An 18,838-nucleotide genomic window follows, 5' to 3' on the forward strand; every position below is an offset into this window, starting at 1 on the left:
ACACGCTTTCAAAGGAAATACGATGCTCAGAAACGACCAACTTGCAGAGTGGGACCGCGAAAACTTTTTCCACGCTTCAACGCATCTGGCCCAACACGCCCGTGGCGAAACTCCTTCGCGCATCATCACCGGCGGGTCCGGCGTCTATATAGAAGACCGCGATGGCAAACGATTGCTCGATGCTTTTGCAGGCCTTTATTGCGTCAATGCCGGGTATGGACAGTCGGAAATTACCGATGCGATTGCGGATCAAGCGCGCGAATTGGCTTACTATCACGCCTATGCAGGACATGGGACCGAGGCCTCAATCACCTTGGCAAAGATGGTATTGGACCGCGCGCCTTCGCATATGTCTAAAGTGTATTTCGGACTTTCAGGCTCGGATGCGAACGAGACCAATATCAAATTGGTCTGGTATTACAACAACATCCTGAACCGACCAGAAAAGAAGAAAATCATTTCGCGTTGGCGTGGGTACCATGGATCTGGCTTGATGACCGGTTCTCTGACGGGCTTGGATTTGTTTCACAAAAAGTTCGATTTACCACTGAACCAAGTCATTCATACCGAAGCACCCTATTACTTCCGGCGCGCGGATCGCACCATGAGCGAGGCGGCTTTCACGGCCCATTGTGCGGCCGAGTTGGAAGCGTTGATTGAACGAGAGGGTGCTGACACGATCGCCGCTTTCATCGGTGAGCCTGTGCTGGGAACAGGTGGCATTGTGCCGCCACCCGCAGGGTATTGGGATGCGATCCAGACAGTACTGCGCAAACACGATATCCTGCTGATCGTCGACGAAGTCATAACTGGTTTTGGCCGCCTTGGCACGATGTTTGCTTCCGACCACTACGGATTGCAGCCAGACCTAATGACCATCGCAAAAGGCCTCACCTCCGCCTACGCGCCGCTGTCAGGTTCCATTGTGTCAGACAAAATGTGGAAGGTTCTAGAAAAAGGAACTGATGAATACGGGCCCATCGGGCACGGATGGACCTACTCGGCCCACCCGATCGGCGCGGCGGCAGGCGTTGCAAACCTGAAACTGATTGACGCGTTGGGGCTCGTGGCAAATGCCAAAAACGTCGGCGCATATCTTTTGGATGCGATGCGGGACGCGCTCGGTACACACCCGAACGTCGGCGACATCCGCGGATCAGGCCTGCTTTGCGCGGTAGAATTAGTTGAAGATCGCGAGAAACACTTACTTTTTGATTCATCACGCAAAGTCAACGCTTTGATCGTTGCTGAAATGCAAAGTAACGGCGTGATCGCACGCGCAATGCCACAGGCGGACATAGTCGGCTTCGCACCGCCTTTCTGCCTTTCCGAAGACGAAGCGGACGTGGTTGTCAAAGCCACGCAAAATGCAATTCGCACTGTTTTAGGCTGATTAGACAATCCCGGAGAGCCGCCGATTTGTGCGCTCATGCCTATTCGCGGGAACGCAGTCGCATTGTGTGGCTAGCGAAGCGATAGGCCATGCATTCGGCATATGAGATATTCAAACCATATATCGCCAAAATCTGAACTGCAGCAGATGGTTCTGTTGACAAAACGCGTGCAAAGTTTTGCTCGTATCTTGCCGTGTCTCACCTTAGGTCTATGAGAGAACAATCGCTATGTTGCCAGTGTGTTTTTTCGCAACAAAAGCTTTCTGCGCCTCAGGCAGTTCCTCGAGAGGATAGCTGGCTGCCAAAAGAGGCCTGACGTCCCCGGATTCAATATACCCGACCAGGTCTACAAACACATGCGGCGGCAGAACTGTTGAACCTGTAAAAGTCAGGTCACGCAGGTAAAAGGTCCGCAAGTCCAGTTCCACCAATGGCCCTGCTATTGCTCCCGAGCAGGTGTAACGCCCGCCCCGTTCCAACACGTCAATGACCGTCCCAAAATAGTCGCCTCCTACAATATCCGCGACGACGCTGACTGTATCCTGACCAATCGCTTGGCGTAACGATCCGCACAGATCCTTTGGAGTACGCGGCAAGACGGCGGCTGGTTTGAGCGCTGCGATGTCTGCATGCTTTGCCTCGCTCGCCAAGCAGACCGTCCTTGCCCCACGCCGATGGGACAACTGAATCAATGCTGAACCGACTCCGCCAGAAGCACCTGTAATCAAAACCGTGTCGCCTTCGGTCACCTGAGCGCGCGAGAGCATGCCTTCGGCAGTGGAATAGGAACAGGAGAATGTAGCTAGCTCTGCATCGCTCAGCGGACTGTTGACAGGGCAAACGTTGCGATGATCGACAACCGTGTAGTCGGCAAATCCGCCATCACACTCTGACCCGAAATAACCGGTTTTCGCCTTGTTCAAAGGATCGTCCCAATCGCGCAACCAGCAATCAATCATGACCCGCTGGCCTACCAGTTTTGCATCCACATGGCCCCCGACGTCGACGACAAGTCCTACAGCATCTGCCCCTTGGATGCGTGGAAAGGAGATAGCCTTCCCGCCCCATGATGGATCTTTCTGTTCTTCCGCTACTTTCGAATGAGCGTCGCCAGTGGTCGCTTCGGCTACAGCCTTTGAGTACCAGCCAGAGCGCGTGTTGATATCCGTATTGTTCATGCCGCAGGCCCCGACTTTGACCAAAACCTCAAGGGGTCCTGGTACAGGCACTGGCCAATCTGTGTGGTATTCGAGAACTTCCAGACCCCCATGCCCTGTAAGCACATAGGCACGCATTTTTTTGGGAAGGTTCATATCATTGGCTCCAAGAACGTTATTCTGAATTTAGAGACTAACAAACCGAGGGATGTGTGGTCCCGGCAAGAAAATAGTGTCCAACGTTTGGCTCGACGTTGCTCCAATTACACGCCAAGATGTGCTACGTCCTCATTGCAAAAAGCAAGCCGTAGTATGGTTGCGCACTCTTCGCCTGCCCAGCGCATCAAAGACCGCTTTTTGTCGACCTACCCATCTGAGGAGGCGAAGAGTAGCACAGGACTACTGGTATGCAGCAAAGAGTACCCTGTGTTTGGGCGGTAGAAGCGGCTCTTTCAAAAGCTGCAATTGTTTCCGGCGATCTCTCCGCAAAAATTAAAGTGTAAGTAGTCCAATTCAGTTTGCACGATCACCAGAGTAGGCGCCTAAAAAAACAATTTCCGTCGGCTCCAAACAGCTGCCAACACGCAAATTAGACGTTTCCTCCAGCTCTTGAGCGCCTTTTCACACCACACTCTGCATTCCAACTGCACATGCGAACCGTGGTGTCAGTTTTCTAAAATACTAAACGATAGTGGCTTCGGTAGAAGCGCGAAGTTGTTCTTCCGAGACACCATCCGCTGTCTCTACGATCGAGAGTCCACCGTCGACCACATCCAATACGCCAAGGTTTGTGATGATCCGATCCACGACACTTTTTCCCGTCAGCGGCAGCGTGCATGCCTTCAGAACCTTGCTGTCACCGTGCTTGTTAGTGTGATCCATGACCACAATCACACGACCGACACCTGCGACAAGATCCATAGCACCGCCCATGCCTTTGACCAGCTTTCCGGGGATCATCCAGTTTGCAAGATCACCGTTTTCAGCCACTTCCATAGCGCCCAAAATGGCTGCTGCGATCTTACCGCCGCGGATCATGCCAAAGCTTTGGGCGCTGTCAAAATAAGACGTGCGGCGCAGCTCCGTAATTGTTTGTTTTCCCGCATTGATCAGATCCGGGTCCTCTTCTCCCTCAAACGGGAAAGGCCCCATGCCCAGCATCCCGTTTTCCGATTGAAGCGTGATATCCTTGTCACCTACATAGTTGGCGACAAGCGTTGGGATGCCGATACCAAGGTTCACATACATGCCATCATCGAGTTCTTGTGCGGCGCGTGCCGCCATCTGATTCCGGTCCCACATTTATGCGCCCTCCTTCTGACGGACAGTCCGTTGTTCAATTCGTTTTTCGTGAGTTCCTTGAATCAGTCGGTGCACATAGATGCCTGGCAGATGGATTTTATCCGGATCAAGACTGCCCAGTGGTACGATTTCTTCTACCTCCGCGACGCAGATGCGCCCACACATCGCTGCGGGTGGGTTGAAGTTACGGGCTGTTTTGCGAAAAACCAGATTACCCGTCTCATCGGCTTTCCACGCCTTAACGATCGACAAATCAGCGACGATCCCGCGCTCCAGTATATAGGTTTCTTCAGCACCGTCTGGACCCGTTGGGAAATCCTTGTGCTCTTTTCCCTCGGAAATCACTGTGCCAACACCGGTTTTGGTATAAAATCCCGGGATACCACAGCCACCTGCCCGCATGCGCTCCGCCAGTGTGCCTTGAGGATTAAACTCCAACTCCAATTCGCCGCTCAAATACTGGCGCATGAATTCTGCGTTCTCACCCACGTAAGAAGAGATCATTTTGCGCACCTGTTTGCTTTGCAACAGGATGCCAATGCCAAAGTCATCTACGCCGGCGTTGTTGGAAGCAAATGTCAAATCGCGCGTGCCAGCCTCCTTAATCGCTTGCAGCAAGAGTTCCGGAATGCCGCATAAGCCAAAACCGCCCGCGGCGATCAACATGCCGTCGTGCAACACGCCATCCAGCGCTTCCGACGCCGAGCCAAACACTTTTTTCATTGCGTTTCCTTTTCTTCTGACGCGCGACGCGTCCTACCGAGGGAGATCAGCGCACAAATCCGCGCTCGAATCTTTCTTGGGACAATCTTCTCGGTGGCCCGATGTTGCAACCACTTTAATAGAAGAATGCTCTTTTCGCCCGGTCCTTTGAGTCATTGGAAAAAACGTAAGCCGCTATGCTGAATTGATTTCCTCAAGACAGATCGAAAGAACCATTTTCAATTCCCAAAACAATGCATTGGACTGGACCAACCAGCGCATATCCAGTCCGGAAAGGCGGGGATACCTAGCCCGGCATGCTGATGCACGAGCGCAAAATTTCGCACAAAACCCTCTGGCTGGAACATCCGATTGAATGTACCGTCACTCAAGACGCTGAAAAACATATAACTAATGAGTTTTCATCTGAACCATCGCAGCGGTGCGCCTTCCCAGTTTCCGATTTTGGACAATTCGCACAGAGGGTTGCAAAGCGCCAGCAGAATGCCGACAAATTATCCGCGACACCGCGCATCGGACGCGTCCGTAGTATTTGCGTTATAGCAGTTCATCCAAAGGGGACAGATGACATGAAACGAACTGAAGCGCAGCGGTCGGCTTTGATGATGCGCATGGCGCGTATTTTGTCGGGTCTGTTTCTGTTGGCATTTGTAACCTCTCATTTGCTGAATTTGAGCTTGGGTGTGATTTCGATAGAAGCTATGGACAATGCGCGTCCTGTTCTGACCGGTATTTGGTCGAACCCTGTCGTGGGCCCAATCCTGCTTCTCGCATTGATCGTGCACTTCATCTTAGGGCTTTGGTCTATTTACCGGCGTCCTACGCTTCAAACCAACCTGCAGGACTCAGTTCAAATAGTAACCGGCCTTCTGGTGATCCCTCTTATGGCAACACATGTCGTCGGCGCCGCGTCACTGGGGATCAATGGCGTGAATTTCAACTACGCCGTCGCGACAAAGTTCTTTTGGCTGGACCAACCTCAGATTGGTCTTTTGCAGGTGATCTTGTTGTCAATTGTTTGGATACACGGCTGTGCAGGCTTGTTCACTTGGCTGCGATCCAGAGAAGACATGCGCAGTATCCTGGGATGGCTCTATCCTGTAGCTGTCGCCGTACCAGTCATGGCTTTGATGGGGTATGCAGAAGCGGGCCGTGGCGTTCTGATTGACGCGCAAGAGGCAAGAACCTCAGCGCCGTCGTATTCCGAAAACGCCCCGCAAACCGCCACTCGGACGCCACCAATCATACCTTACAAAGTGGTCAAGGAAGTCACTAACCAGATAATCTGGTGGTCCTTAGGCTTGGCCGCGTTAACGTTGGCAGCGCGCGAAGTGAGAGTAAGGTTGCATCCTTTCGAGCATGTACAACTAAAACGGGGCGACTGCGCGCCAATAGCAACGACTTCAAAGCTGACCGTCTTCGACAGTTTCAGAATAGGAAACCAACCTCATGCAGGATTATGCGAGGGGCGTGGGCGATGCGGCACCTGCGCTGTACGTATTCTGGCATCGGAATTTCCTCTGCCTCAGCCAACGGCATTGGAGATCAAGACGTTGAGTCGCATTGGCGCCGATGAGGATACCCGATTGGCCTGCCAGTTGACCCCCAGCGGCGGATCCGTGGAAGTTGAACCACTTTATCCGGCGGACTACAGTTTCAAGGATAAGGACATCACCGAGACTGCCCAACCTGGCACGCAGCCAGAGTTGCAAACGTGACCTTCGCCAAAAACCTCAGCGCGTGGGTTGCGACCGTTTTTCTACTCTTAACGGCAACTGGAAACGCACAACAAGCAACTGCCATCGCACCACCGTCCACCAATGACCTGCATGAATTTACCCGTTTGTTAGCGGATGAACGCATCCAAAACTGGATCAAGGAGCAAGCGGATGACGCCGAGGCCGCAGCACCTCTTGACGGTCAATCCATCCGAGAACAAATGACCGACGCGGTAGAACGGACTGGCGCAAGGGTCACCGACCTGAGTGCGGCCTGGGCCAGTTTTGATCAGGCACCTGAGGTCATTGCGGCCCAATGGCGGGAACAACTGACACCGGAAAGGCGTGTCCGCAGTTTGACCTTTGCTCTGATTTTCCTGTTTTTTGGCGCAGGGTTGGAATGGTTATCGCGCCAATACACAAACCCGTTGCGGCGTCGGATCGAATTCGGCACCTTCAAACGCGCAAAGGACAGACTTCTAGCGGCCCTGACGCGCATGGTTCTCGCCCTGTTTGGGCTGGCCATGTTTGCAGTTGGCAGCATTGGCGCTTTCTCGGTCGTAGCCTGGCCGCCGCTGCTTTACACACTCATTATCGCGACGCTTGTCTGTATCGTGTCCGTTCGGGCCATCAACACATTGATCAAGCTTATGCTCGCTCCGCGCGTCCCGCAACTGCGGTTGTTGCCGGTGCAAGATCAAATGGCACGGATCATCGGGCATACGCTGATGATCCTGTCCGCCATGCTGGTCTTTGCCATTTCGCTGATTGATGTGTTCAAAGAGCTAGCTGATGCAAACACCGTCGGAGCCCAAACGCCCGAAACACTGGCCGTTGCCGTTTTGTTTGCGATCCTGCTGTTTTTCGCCAGCTTACTTGCCATTGCCGTTTGCTTTTCTCAAGCAGGCAAGCACATCGCAGTAGTATCACATAAGTCTTTGGCGCGATGGCGTACTTACCTGAGCCTGCTAAGTGCCGCTGTTTTCGCCACTTGGATGTTTGATACCCGCGCGCTTATGTGGACCTGCGTGACCGTTGGGCTTGCGATCCCGGTTCTCAGGTTGCTACGCGGTTGGACAGATACGGTTTTTGACCAGATGATCGCCGAGTTCCGTGCGAAAGCCAAAAGGGCGCAAGCATCGCACCCGCGTTCAGATTTGGATGAGCCCGGCCATGACGAGAGCGAGCCTGCAGAACCAGAGCCAATTGTGGATCCATATGAAACCTACCGGCCTCTGGCTCAAAGACTGATCCGTTTTGCCGTCTTTGTAGCGGTTGGTTTAACCTTGGCTTTGATCTGGAATGCCGGCATATTTGACAACTCCGAAACGCCCACAGTGACACAGCGCATGTTTTCGGTCTTGATCGACAGCGCGGCCGCTGTCCTGCTCGCCGACCTGGTCTGGACTTGGGGAAAGACGTCGATAGACCGCAGACTCGCTGCCTATGTACCGCCCGAGGACGGTCAGGCCCCAGGCCCCGAGGCCCGTATGGCAACTTTGCTGCCGCTTTTGCGGGTGGTTTTGATGATCACCTTACTCAGCATGGTTCTGATGTCAGTACTATCTTCGATGGGCGTAAACATCGCACCCATTCTGGCGGGGGCAAGTGTTCTGGGCATCGCAATTGGGTTTGGTGCGCAATCCTTGGTAAAGGATGTGGTGTCGGGCATCTTCTTCCTCGTCGATGACGCCTTTCGTGTAGGAGAATACGTCGAAATTGACCAGCTGCGCGGTACTGTTGAAAAAATCTCCATCCGCTCGTTACAGATCAGGCATCACCGCGGCGCAATTCACACCCTGCCCTTTGGCGAACTGAAATCAATGACAAATTACTCGCGCGACTGGGTGATCATGAAGCTGGAATTCCGGGTCCCGTTTGACACAGATCTGCAACTGGTGAAGAAAATCATCAAAAAAGTCGGGGCTGAACTCAAAGCCAACGAACACTATGGCGACGCCATTCTGGACACGCTGAAATCACAGGGCGTGCGGCGTATGGAAGAATTCAACATGGTGGTCGGGGTCAAATTCATGACCCGCCCCGGCGAACAATGGCTGGTGCGGCGTGATGCCTATCAAAAAGTGCGTGATGCCTTTGAAGCCAACGGCATTCGTATGGCGGAGCGCAACGTGAAAGTTGAGATCGCAGGAGACGAACACCTGACCGACGAAGAGCGCAAAGCCGTATCGGCTGCGGCCCAGGACACGATCATGCAACCGGTGAAGCCCGGTGTTGTACCGGATGAACCTTAAGCCCGCGCAAATTTTCGCACCGCGATCTGATGCGACCGCCGCACCACGGATTTGAGGTTAGCGGGCGCCAAACCCACAGGCAGAAATGCATTGTCAGGCGAGGTCACAACCGCAATCAGCATCGCGTGATCGCTGCCGCCCGGATAGTTGAGATCGACGGAAAGTTTCACCGCCCTCGGCGTGCGGGCATCAACCGGCAGAGCCGGATGAAACTGACCCAGATGCGACAGGCCTGCTACCGCAGGCGGGGCATTTCCGCGCACCGTTTCCTGCACGAAAGCGCGCCATTCCGGCGTGATCGCAAACCCCTGCAGATCACCCGCTGGGGCGTTCTTTTGAAAAAAGACGTCGATGTTGGCATCCGACCCGGCCAGCGCGGTTGTTTGACGGTGATGCAGCATCACGTAAACATCATGCTCCGTCTTGGTGTAGTTTAGGCGTTTTGGGGCCGACAGCAGGTCCGCCTCGTTCGGCAGCGGCGTATCCCAGCCTTCGGTGCCACTGCGCATAATGACCACATCCGGGCTTTCATGCAGTACCAGGTTGGTATCATCCAGAGGGTTTTTCGGCGTGGCTGGCAGGATCGACCGCCCGGTATCGTGCGGCACCGCCCGAATGAATGTCCGTCCCACCGAAATGGGCAGGAGGGAAATGTCACGCTCCCAGACACCTCGAGACACAAGAGCCGCGCGCAGGAAGGTGCCAGCCTCCGTGTTGGAGATCGACAAATCCTGCACCATCGTATGTGGCAGCCCTTCCATAGCAGGCCGCCATATCCAGGTCGGATGCGAGCCGCTCTGGTCGATCACCCCGTGCCAGACACCAATGCGGTTGCCCACATAGACGTTGTCGGGCGCATCCGGGTCCACGATCACGCAATGCGCCGCTGTGGGCGAACCACCTGTCCCCGCGGCGGTATCCAGAGGCGCGTTGCGCAGTCCCGTGGGATACCAGCGTCCGTTGCCGTCGAACCACCATAGCGTGTCATAAACCGGGTCGCTTACCAAAGTCCCATTGGCATCCAGCGCGCGTTGCCCCGTCGTTGCAACGTAAAAAGTCTCCTGTCCCGGAACGGATCTTGTGTGGACGGCGATGTCTGTCCAGGCGCTCAAATGCGGATCGGGCAGGTAGTTCAGGAACGGATTGGGCACATCCTCGTCAAGCTTCTTGCTTTTGGGACGTTCCGCGCTTGACGCATTGCTGATGATTGATTGCCCGATCGGCGTCCACACCTGCGGCCCCGATGCCGCCGCGCGCGCCGATCTGAAAATGCGCACGGTGCGCTCACACAACACAAGCAAAGCCGTGCCTTCATATTGATCTGCGCGGTCGCCCTCCTGCAGCATTTCAATCACCAAAATCCGATCAGGATCAGTGCCTTCCATCAATTGATCTTGCGTAATTCTGGCCGTCGGGTGACCGTCGGAAAGAGTAGGAATGGTTACCCAATTCATATTGACCGAAGGATCATTCCATTTGTCCGAATACCATATCCGGTCTGTGCCAATGAAGAGACGCGCATCCGCATCGTTGGTCGCCCGCGCAACGGCGCCTTGCGAATAAAACGCCGCGCGTGCGTTTTCATCATCTTCGTCCGTAGTTGTCGGGTCATTTCGGATCACCGGACTCCAAGGCAGCATCGTGTCGGGCTCAAATTGCCAATCGCCATTGGTATATTGCAGCACTCGCATATGCGGTTTCTTGGGGTGAAATAGACAGCCGCCACCATCGCCCTTGCGCTGTAGCGACCAGACCGTGTCACCGATCCGCTGGATCGCACCATTGTCTTGTGTCCCCGCGATCACAATCCCATCCACTGATGGGTGCGAAGCCAGATAACCTGGCTCCGCCACTGCCAGACCTGCATTCATCGCGCGGTTCGCCCCGCCGTTACGTCTGAAAACGCCGCCATCGCACCCGACCCAAAGCATGGTGCCGACATGGGTTACAAAATGCACGTCAGGATGGATGCCAGCTCCGATAAAAGTAGGGTCAGAAACGGCTGTTGTCTGGTTGGCAGGCAGAAAATCGGTAGTTGGTGTTGCCGCAGGGCCGGTGATTGTCAGATCAAAGAGAGACGCATCCCAACTGCCATTGTCTTCCAGCGATCCACCAATTGTGACCACATCATTGGCGCCTACTTTGCGCACCACAATCGCCTGATCGTAGTTCGATTGATCATCATCCGAATTGGTTAGATTGCCAGCGCCATCATCCGTGACCCCGGAGACAAAGAGCCCGACAGGGGTGTTTTGTACCAGCCGCGCCACAGACGTGCTGTTGCTTAGATCGACCCGCCACAAGGCAGCATGCCCCGGGTTGGTCCCCGGCGCCGTAGGACAGGGCACTTTACCCAGAACATACATCCGGTCCGTGTCCTCCGCTGGCGCGATACTCAAGCGCGCGTCGGCTTCGACGCCTGTCAGCGTGATGCGACTAAAAGCACTGCCAAGCCCACCGGATGCACGATACAAACCGTCCTCCGCACCGCCGCCCACCAGAGTGACCCAGAGCCCCTTGTCGTTCCAGACCACATCCGAGCAATAGGGGCTACCGGGCAAATCAGCAAAAGCTGTGCTTGAAAATTCCACACGTTGCCAATCTGCGTCCTCGGTAAAATCGCCCGTGCGTGACCACAGACCGTTTGATGTTGCCGCAACCAGCGTTGCAGCGCCCGCCAAGGTGGGCGTCACGGTTGGGTCCTGCGCCAGACGGAAAATTCCATGGCCTGCAAGGTTGCGCGCTTCCCTTTTCCAGGGGTTTTGCAGCGGGTTCGCCAAAGCATCGGGCAACGTGCCATCCAGACGCAAAACACCCACACCGCCCATGTTGCTGCCGGGCGTGTCGGAATATTGCGGCACCCCTTCGCCCGAACCCACGTAGACCACATCCTTTGACGGATCGTCGTTCCCGCCGGTTTTACCGAATTCAACCCAAAGCGCACCGATGGTCAGCGACAAGTCCGACCGATTGGCGCTCGGAGCCAGGCTGGCAGATCCCAAAGGCGCCCAGATGGCCCCTGCGTCGGAGGAATACCAAACCCCGCCATTGGCGCTGCCGACGTAGATACGTTGACCATCGGGGCTGACTTTTATGGCGCGCACCCGCCCGGCTACCACCGGGTCGCCAGTGGCTTGTCCGTTCGTGAGGATCGAAGGGCCCAGAGGGATCCAGGTGCGGTCCGCGTCGAAATTGGCCTGGATCACATCGTCTAGCTGATCGAGATCGCCGACGATACCGTCCGGCAAGCCGATGTTGCGGTCGCGCAGCGCGCGTTCTTGTCGCCGCGCCAACCTGTCAGGGGATTTCTTGAATTCGCGCGGCCAGTTGTAGCGCACCATCAGCCGTCCTCCCCGATTTCGGGGCCTTGATCGGGCGTTATGCGAATGTAGCCTTCCTCAACAGTCGCTCGGCCTGTCGGAAGAACGGCCGCCTGTGTCGCGGCAAGAATGGGATCATCGCGCCAAGTGATCGGCGTGTCGCGCCTGGTCCAGGTTTGATCTGCACCATAAGCCGCAATTTTTGGCAATCGCACCTTGTCAGGGTCAACGATGACCGGCCCGATGCGCGCAGACGGGGCAACGCGTCCCAAACCGGGCGACACCCAGTCGTTCAGAAGTTCAAGAGATTTGCGTGGCAGAAACCCGGTGGTCGCATGAACCCTTGCGGACGGATGCATCAGCAGTGTCAAACGCAGTTTCTGGCCCACATGCACCCCCAGCGGAGCACCCGAACTGACATACGGCGCGTCCAACGGGTTGGGCACAGGCAAGCCATTGCCACCCACAGGCGACGATAATCCATCCAGCAAAGAACGAAAGCCTGCCCCACGACGACTGATGCGGGCCGCCTGTGCCACCTCTTTTTCTATCAGATGAAACAGCGAGTAGTCCTCGCCAACGAAGAATCCATAGAGCCCGTCGTGACCCTTGGCGATCTCACCCAGACGTACCTTGAACTCTTGCGACTTGACCGCATCAAACACCGCTTCTCGAACTAGATGATCCCGGACATCTCTTGCGCTTTCGCCAAAGGCACCGGTTTTGGCAAGGTCCTGCGGTATGTCCAGCCAAAGCTGCGTCGTGACGGCTGCGATAGGCCGACCAACAAGTCCCGCAATCGTGCCGCCGGCAGACATCAGAGTGCTGTCGACGCTCCAGCTGGTGGTATCGACCGCGCGCAAAAACGCGCTGAGCGGGTCTTCCTTTTCCCGGTTTGTCTCGGAATTGCGTTGTAGGATATCTGTCTCGATCATGCCTTGGGCAATCTCGCCACAAAGCCGCGCCGAGGAGGGCAAATCCGCTTTCGGCGAGCCTGATGCGGGTCCATCTCGCCCGACACCGCTTTCCCAAATCAAACCACCGGTAATCGGGTCATGCAGTACTTCACCAAGCGGTTGGCCGGTCTGGTCGAAAAACTCCAGCGACTCATCGATGAAATCGGGCAATAGATAGCCAGGGATCGGGTTGATTGTTCTGGCCGGGTTGGATTGATCCAGCTGACCTTCGGCCGGCGTGGCTGATGTGTCAGCTGGGTCCACAAACCGCCACATCAACCGGGCGGGAAGCGACAGACGCGGGGGCATGGCAAGCGCTGCATCGCCAGCTTCTGTTTTTGTACTGAGTGCAATGGGCAGTGTAATTTTGGATGTCTGCACATCGCGAAAACGCCCGAAGGTATCCACGATGCGCGCGCGTGTCAGGCGCAACGTGCCATCCGCAATGAGATCGGGCAGACCCGCGTCTTGCAGCTCTTGTGTCACGGATTGAGGCGCTGGCAGTACCTGACCGTCCGGTCCTGCATCAATGCCAAGCCACAGATCATTGATCCGATCTAGCGTCACGGACCCCAGGTCGGCGTTTTTCAGATGTGCCGCCAGATCGGAAAGCGTGCTTTCGTGGCCTTCACCTATTTCGCCCACATTTGCTGCGTCTCTTTGGTGTTCAGCGATCAAATAGGTGTCAATGACAGCCTGATAGGTACGCGCCAGACCGGATGTTATCGCGGACCGGCCGCGCAGGGTGATGGTTTTACCCCTCGGGATTGAAGCACCTGCAAATTCGATACGCCCCAAAACCCAACCTTCAAATCCATGTCCTGGAGCCAGTTCGACCTCCCACTCCAGCCAAACGGGCGACCAGGGTTGTACCCAACTCGTGATGGCAACAGGGCTTGGATCACGCCCTTCGGCCAGTGAAAATCGTCGCAACGCGTCACTGACGGCAATCTGGGAAGACCGTGGTGTTTCGGCTGTGCCGCGTGCGACCGGAACGATCCCGTCATAAACGCCATCAGGCGAATACCGCAGCGCCATTTCACCTCGCACCCGGTTTTGCGTTGGTCCGACCTGAGCGCCCTGCACAACCGCTTTGATGGCGGCCAATGTCCATGGCATCATATAGACGTCATCCATGAAGCTGTTGTGCAAGATGCGGGTGGCAACGTTGGGCAACGCCGGGTTGTTCAATGTCGGCACATAAGTGCTTGCCTGATAGCCCTCGCCGAGTTTTACCGACAATTCGGTCGACCACCGACACAGAAGTTTGTTGTCGTCGTTAAATCGTCCATCGCCCAAAAATCGCTGCGGGCGCCCATAGTTGCGCAAACCGATGACCGGTGATGTCGCTCGATGATACCGCGGGCCGGGCCGCTTGATAGTCCGGCGTTTAGGGCCGTCGTCGCGCGCAGCAGACTTGCGCTTGTATTTGATGTCTTCAGCCCGGCGCCGCAAAAGCTCCATGCTGGAAGAGGACCCGCCCCGTTTCCGACCGTTCCAGATCACATCAGCACGGGGAGCGTCACCAGATTGCTCCTTGGCCTGTTTTGTACGCAAAGGTCTGCCCGCCTTCAGGGCTGACTGCTCGCGAGAAATGATCACATCCTCATAGACCTCCGGCCCTTGGAAGGTCTCGAATCCGTCTGCATGTTCGGCCTCGTCCAAAGCCACAATACCATCGCGGTTGCCGATATTCATCAAAGACGCGTTTGCCACCGCCGTAAGAAGACTCTCGAAATACTCCTTTTTTGCCGATGTCCGAACGCCCAAACCGACGGCCGCCTGCGCCGCGATCAACCGTTCAAGCGTTGGCGCTATGGCGAGCTCGATTTTGGAAGCGCGTGGCGCCGCGTCCTTGCCGACCCGACCGGCCACAGGTACGCCATAAACGGCCCCGTGCAATACGGTCTCATATCTCGTGCGCATATTTTGAACGACAATCTTGTCCAGTTGGTGCTCTTTAAACCCAGCGGCCAGACCGAACTGCGAAGCGCTGAACTTGAGCGTGCTGCGCAAATCGGTCTTTTTGGTCGTTGTTTCCGCCTGTTGCATAGATTGTGTCAGAGAAGTTTTGGGGGACTGCCATTTAGAAATGTAAGGCGCTGTTGACGCGGTCCAGTTGAGCTCAGCAATGCGGCGCGGCACACTATAAGGCAAGGTCACACCGCTCAGTGGATCGTGGGCGCGCTCTGACCACCAACCAATGACCACATAGCTGGCCTGATTGGTCAAAACGTTTTTAGTCTGTGCGTCATTCAACGGGTCATGAAAGGCAAAGCGGTTCAACGTGGCGTCATAAGACGCAGTCCAGTTCGGCGAGCCACCAACGATGCCCGTTAGGTCTTCGGGCGCCAAAGTATGGGGCAAGCTCGACAACGCCGTGTCCGGATAGTCGGGCAGATCAAAGACACGCCCGTTGTCGGCCTCAATCAACCATGCTTTCAAATCAACCCGCGATTTGCCTTTGCGACCGGTCATTCGCACGATCAGCCATCGGTTTGGCAAAGGCCGCATCTGCACGGGTTCGTCGGCGTCATCGACCATATCCCCCCGCAGAAGGCCATCGGGCAAAGCCCAGTGCAAATGCACGCCCTTGGCCCGCGCACGCGGTGTTGAAAAAGGCTCCCTGACCTTGCCGTCGTCCGCCCCCTCACCCAAATCCAGCGGCAAGCGCACATAGCGTTCGTCATGCGATTTGGGCACATAAAGCGCCTGTACATCAACCGGCACCAAAAGTGCGGGGTCTGGTTCGACAGGGCGTTTGGGAAACAAGAGGCCAGCATCGACAACACGGTCGCGTACATTCGTCGCAAGTGCCCAATTGCCGCTGCTCAAAATGGTGTTCATAAGCTCTGGCTTGATTTTCTCCGCCACAGTTACACCTCCCCAATTTTCGTTTTCAAAATGGCCGTGTAACGCGCAGCGACGGCGCCTAAGGTTGGCTTGAAAGCATCGTTTTGGGTTGCCGTCGTGCCCACATCCTGAGCAAAAACCTGACGGTAGGGAAAACGAATCATTTGCATGGCAAACTCTGCGCCATTCACCGGATCGTTTGGCCCAGCGCTCATATTCGTCGCGGCGGCCGCCGCGAAAGAACGTGCCGTGTTTGAAAGATCCAGTACACCCGCTGCACCGGGTCGAAAGCTCACCGGAATCTGTTGCGCGTCCTTTGGCATATCCTGTTCAACTCTGTTGGCAGCGATGTAATTGCCAGTCACGACATTGCGGGCTGGTACCGTGGCTGTTGTGCGACCATTGCGCTCATCTGTTTCCAGATTGACACCAAACTGAATACCCTGCCGCGGCTCCTCGATATGCAGAACCTTTGGTATTCCATCAAAAAGCGCCAGCATCACCGCCGGGGACAGCCGTTCCAGTCGCAGTAATTTGATCCGGCTTGCGTGACCCTCATCTACAATCTCTTTGTCCGTCGCGGCTGGCTCATTCTTATAGGCGCGCACATGCAATCCAGGCCACCCAGCCACGGCAGCGGAACGCAGCAAAAACCCGGTGACGACGCCGGCTGTCCCACGCAAGACAGGCTCGCCGCCCGGCGCGCGATATTGCCGTTCCGCGTCATCCACTTCGCCTTCAATCTGAGGGTAGAGTTGCTCCAGCTGCGCCCTCTCAATAGTATTTGTGGTGGCTACACTCAGTGCTCCTTGGACCAAAGCATCGGTCCAGGCACGATCCAGGTAAAAGAACCGGATCGACTCGTTCGGCAAAAGCTCCGTATCCGGAACAAGGTTGTTGAACGGCACACCTTCCAGCATTCGCAGTTTTGCCAAAAACGTCAGAATATCCGGCGGCGCAATGGTTTCAGAACCCTCCGTATCCAACACCGCATCAGCCAGTAATTGTAACGTCATGTTTTTAGAAAGCGCCATGATCAATTCCTCTGAAAACGGTCTTTGACGAAGCTGTCGAGCGACTCAAATTCATTGAGGTCCCGGATCGTCTCCACTTGAATTTCTGTCGCACCGATTGCCGTTTTGGCAAGATCCGCGATACCGGTGGTGAGAACGGCATCTAACTGTTGGTCAATCTCGCCGTTCAGATCGATCTCTGCGGCACTAACGCGGCCAGGCTCGGACGCTTGCAAATTTGCGAAGACGGACGTGTTGTCCGGCTGCGCAGCGATTTGATTGACAAGCCCACGATCCAGTCCCAGGCCATCCGCCAGGATCGCATTGAAATCCCCGGACAGCCCTTGCACCGCGACGCCGGGATTGACCAGTTCCAAAGGCGTAGAAATCGTTTTGTCACGCCGCATGCCCAGTGCCTCGATGAGGCCGCCCTCCAACATCTGAGGGATCAGGCCCGCTTTGATGGCGTCCAGAACGCTGTTCTTGTCAAAATCACGGATCAGGTCATCGAGTATGTCGCGACTTGGCAGAAACGCATTCTCTTGAATCGCACGTGCGCGGCGCGCGCCGAATTGTTCTGCCCGCCAACGTTGCAACGCCGCAATAAAGGACGGCTGCGACAGGGCCAGCAGGCGGCCCGTTTCAAAGGCAACCGCCAAAGAGACATCTTCGCGACCGTCTGGCGTCATCATGCGCAGGTGATCACTGACATGCGCCAAGACAGGAAATTGCGCCTCATCGGCCAGTGGGTTGCGTAACAGCTGATGTGGGGAGAATGCGCCACGATACCATGCATTCGCGCTTTCCCCGGTACGAGTCAAATGTGGCAGTCCGACGTGGCCGGTTTCCGCCATCTCCAATGGGAGCTGTGTGACCGGTGCCGCACCCGGTGCGCTTCCCGATGTGGGTGCTGTACATTTGGGTAAGGCGCGCGCATATCCGCCTTCAGACACGGTTCCTAGAAGGCCCACATCCAGTGAACTCATCAAGTGTTGAAAACTGCCGGCCCCTGCGCAGGTAAACCGCCAGGAGGTCAATATCGGAAAGCGGAAGAATTTCTCAGTGAACAGCCGTTCCAGCGGGAAATTGAACCCGGAGAATGTTCCCTCTACCTGTCGGACTTGTTTCTGATCCCGGGATCCTTCTGACGGCGCAAGAGTAGAGAAATCGCCCTCCAGAAAGGAAGTGGAATCCATGCGCCCGAGAACGTTCAAGCCTTCGGATGTCGCACCCGCGCGATCCACCAAAGTACCGTTGTGAAATACAACTTCACCCCGGCGCACTGCGTCTGTCATCGCCGTCGTATTGCCCAGATCGAGCAGCCGTTCATTGACGCTGACCTTCTGAGGCACTGCGGCCCCGGATGATACAGATTGCGAATAGGTAGCTATTTCAGCGTTCAGATACAGATCCGACATGGAAAAAAACAAACGGGGTGGCGCAGGTGCGGGCAATACATCCAGTTGATTTTCCAGATTGATCAGACAGGCAGTATAAGCCTTTGGTTTGCAATTTTCGGTGTCGTATTGCGGCATCCTGTTGGCGATGACGACAGCCAGGAACCCGTCTTCGTCACCCATGGCATTTTCAGTATCGTCGGGATTGACCTCGCGCACATGGGTCAGCAGCGACAGATCTTGTACCGTCGGAAACACTTTGGTCACGGTCGATTGCGGCACGGACAGATAGCTGGCACGCGGCGTGTCAATGTTACCCGTCAGCGTTTTGGGCGCTGTGATACACTCTTCCCAAGGTTGGTCATGTTTGATCTCTCCTTCCCCTTCAGCAATGACCACAAGCGCCAACCAAGGGGTGGAATCCTGCACTTTCTGATCGTGAAATACCGTACCCTTCGGCGCCGCCCGACGATCCCAAGGCAAAGTGCGTTTGCGCAGCACAATCTGCGGCAAACGCTCCTCATAGGCCCCTTCCGAATTGGCAGGCGGGAAGGTCATCAATGCCTGATCGGGCGGCAGTTTCAGGCGTGGCGCGGTCACATTAAAATGCATGTCATGCGGTGCCACCGGCAAATCGGTCCCATCCGTGACCGCCACATTGACCTGCGCATTCAGGGTGTAACTGCCTGCCGAAAGTGGCGGGACGATATTGTCGTACAAAAAGAACTTGCCTCGGGCGACCATATCTTT

The 18,838-nt window shown here is 55.7% G+C and carries 10 protein-coding genes; 3 read left to right on the forward strand and 7 right to left on the reverse strand.

The window, feature by feature from the left end; all coding sequences use genetic code 11:
* Window positions 1–22: 22 nt before the first annotated feature.
* Window positions 23–1,393, forward strand: coding sequence for an aspartate aminotransferase family protein (locus AB8B75_RS04735; RefSeq protein ID WP_405360241.1), 1,371 nt, complete (start codon window positions 23–25; stop codon window positions 1,391–1,393).
* A gap of 210 nt (window positions 1,394–1,603) precedes the next feature.
* On the opposite strand, the gene AB8B75_RS04740 is transcribed toward AB8B75_RS04735, so the two are convergent.
* The 3 genes from AB8B75_RS04740 to AB8B75_RS04750 all read right to left on the reverse strand — a co-directional run bounded on the left by AB8B75_RS04740 (window position 1,604) and on the right by AB8B75_RS04750 (window position 4,576).
* Window positions 1,604–2,707 (reverse strand): alcohol dehydrogenase family protein, encoded by a 1,104-nt coding sequence (locus tag AB8B75_RS04740; RefSeq protein ID WP_405360242.1) that lies wholly within the window; start codon window positions 2,705–2,707, stop codon window positions 1,604–1,606.
* A 525-nt stretch (window positions 2,708–3,232) separates the two neighbouring features.
* Window positions 3,233–3,853 carry a CoA transferase subunit B gene (locus AB8B75_RS04745; protein ID WP_405360243.1) on the reverse strand — a complete coding sequence of 207 codons (621 nt, stop codon included), beginning with the start codon at window positions 3,851–3,853 and terminating at the stop codon, window positions 3,233–3,235.
* Entirely contained in the window at window positions 3,854–4,576 is a 723-nt protein-coding gene (locus tag AB8B75_RS04750) for a CoA transferase subunit A (RefSeq protein ID WP_405360244.1), read from the reverse strand.
* A 569-nt stretch (window positions 4,577–5,145) separates the two neighbouring features.
* Between AB8B75_RS04750 and AB8B75_RS04755 the strand changes: the two genes are divergently transcribed.
* Together AB8B75_RS04755 and AB8B75_RS04760 are read left to right on the forward strand one after the other, a co-directional pair.
* Window positions 5,146–6,294, forward strand: a complete 1,149-nt coding sequence (locus AB8B75_RS04755; protein ID WP_405360245.1) for a 2Fe-2S iron-sulfur cluster-binding protein — start codon at window positions 5,146–5,148, stop codon at window positions 6,292–6,294.
* Complete coding sequence (locus AB8B75_RS04760; protein WP_405360247.1) at window positions 6,291–8,549, forward strand: mechanosensitive ion channel domain-containing protein; 2,259 nt, start codon at window positions 6,291–6,293, stop codon at window positions 8,547–8,549. The genes AB8B75_RS04755 and AB8B75_RS04760 overlap by 4 nt, the downstream gene beginning before the upstream one ends.
* Here AB8B75_RS04760 and AB8B75_RS04765 read toward each other — a convergent pair.
* Genes AB8B75_RS04765 through AB8B75_RS04780 form a run of 4 tightly spaced genes read right to left on the reverse strand, consistent with a single transcriptional unit; the run spans window position 8,546 to window position 18,832 of the window.
* Complete coding sequence (locus AB8B75_RS04765; RefSeq protein ID WP_405360249.1) at window positions 8,546–11,890, reverse strand: hypothetical protein; 3,345 nt, start codon at window positions 11,888–11,890, stop codon at window positions 8,546–8,548. The genes AB8B75_RS04760 and AB8B75_RS04765 overlap by 4 nt on opposite strands.
* Window positions 11,890–15,699 carry a hypothetical protein gene (locus AB8B75_RS04770; RefSeq protein ID WP_405360250.1) on the reverse strand — a complete coding sequence of 1,270 codons (3,810 nt, stop codon included), beginning with the start codon at window positions 15,697–15,699 and terminating at the stop codon, window positions 11,890–11,892. The genes AB8B75_RS04765 and AB8B75_RS04770 overlap by 1 nt, the downstream gene beginning before the upstream one ends.
* Window positions 15,700–15,701: 2 nt before the next feature.
* Window positions 15,702–16,712 carry a hypothetical protein gene (locus tag AB8B75_RS04775; RefSeq protein ID WP_405360251.1) on the reverse strand — a complete coding sequence of 337 codons (1,011 nt, stop codon included), beginning with the start codon at window positions 16,710–16,712 and terminating at the stop codon, window positions 15,702–15,704.
* Between the two features lie 2 nt (window positions 16,713–16,714).
* A complete protein-coding gene (locus tag AB8B75_RS04780) occupies window positions 16,715–18,832 on the reverse strand; it encodes a hypothetical protein (RefSeq protein WP_405360253.1) in 2,118 nt (705 codons plus the stop codon).
* Window positions 18,833–18,838: the final 6 nt, after the last annotated feature.

Source organism: Roseobacter sp. (genome assembly GCF_045106495.1).
Taxonomy (GTDB): domain Bacteria; phylum Pseudomonadota; class Alphaproteobacteria; order Rhodobacterales; family Rhodobacteraceae; genus Roseobacter.

What these genes read in the sequence shown, in the direction of transcription:
- AB8B75_RS04745 (WP_405360243.1), bottom strand. Translation starts at nt 3,853, where the DNA reads ATGTGGGACCGGAATCAGATGGCGGCACGCGCCGCACAAGAACTCGAT.
- AB8B75_RS04775 (WP_405360251.1), bottom strand. Translation starts at nt 16,712, where the DNA reads ATGGCGCTTTCTAAAAACATGACGTTACAATTACTGGCTGATGCGGTG.
- AB8B75_RS04735 (WP_405360241.1), top strand. Translation starts at nt 23, where the DNA reads ATGCTCAGAAACGACCAACTTGCAGAGTGGGACCGCGAAAACTTTTTC.
- AB8B75_RS04740 (WP_405360242.1), bottom strand. Translation starts at nt 2,707, where the DNA reads ATGAACCTTCCCAAAAAAATGCGTGCCTATGTGCTTACAGGGCATGGG.
- AB8B75_RS04765 (WP_405360249.1), bottom strand. Translation starts at nt 11,890, where the DNA reads ATGGTGCGCTACAACTGGCCGCGCGAATTCAAGAAATCCCCTGACAGG.
- AB8B75_RS04750 (WP_405360244.1), bottom strand. Translation starts at nt 4,576, where the DNA reads ATGAAAAAAGTGTTTGGCTCGGCGTCGGAAGCGCTGGATGGCGTGTTG.
- AB8B75_RS04755 (WP_405360245.1), top strand. Translation starts at nt 5,146, where the DNA reads ATGAAACGAACTGAAGCGCAGCGGTCGGCTTTGATGATGCGCATGGCG.
- AB8B75_RS04780 (WP_405360253.1), bottom strand. Translation starts at nt 18,832, where the DNA reads ATGGTCGCCCGAGGCAAGTTCTTTTTGTACGACAATATCGTCCCGCCA.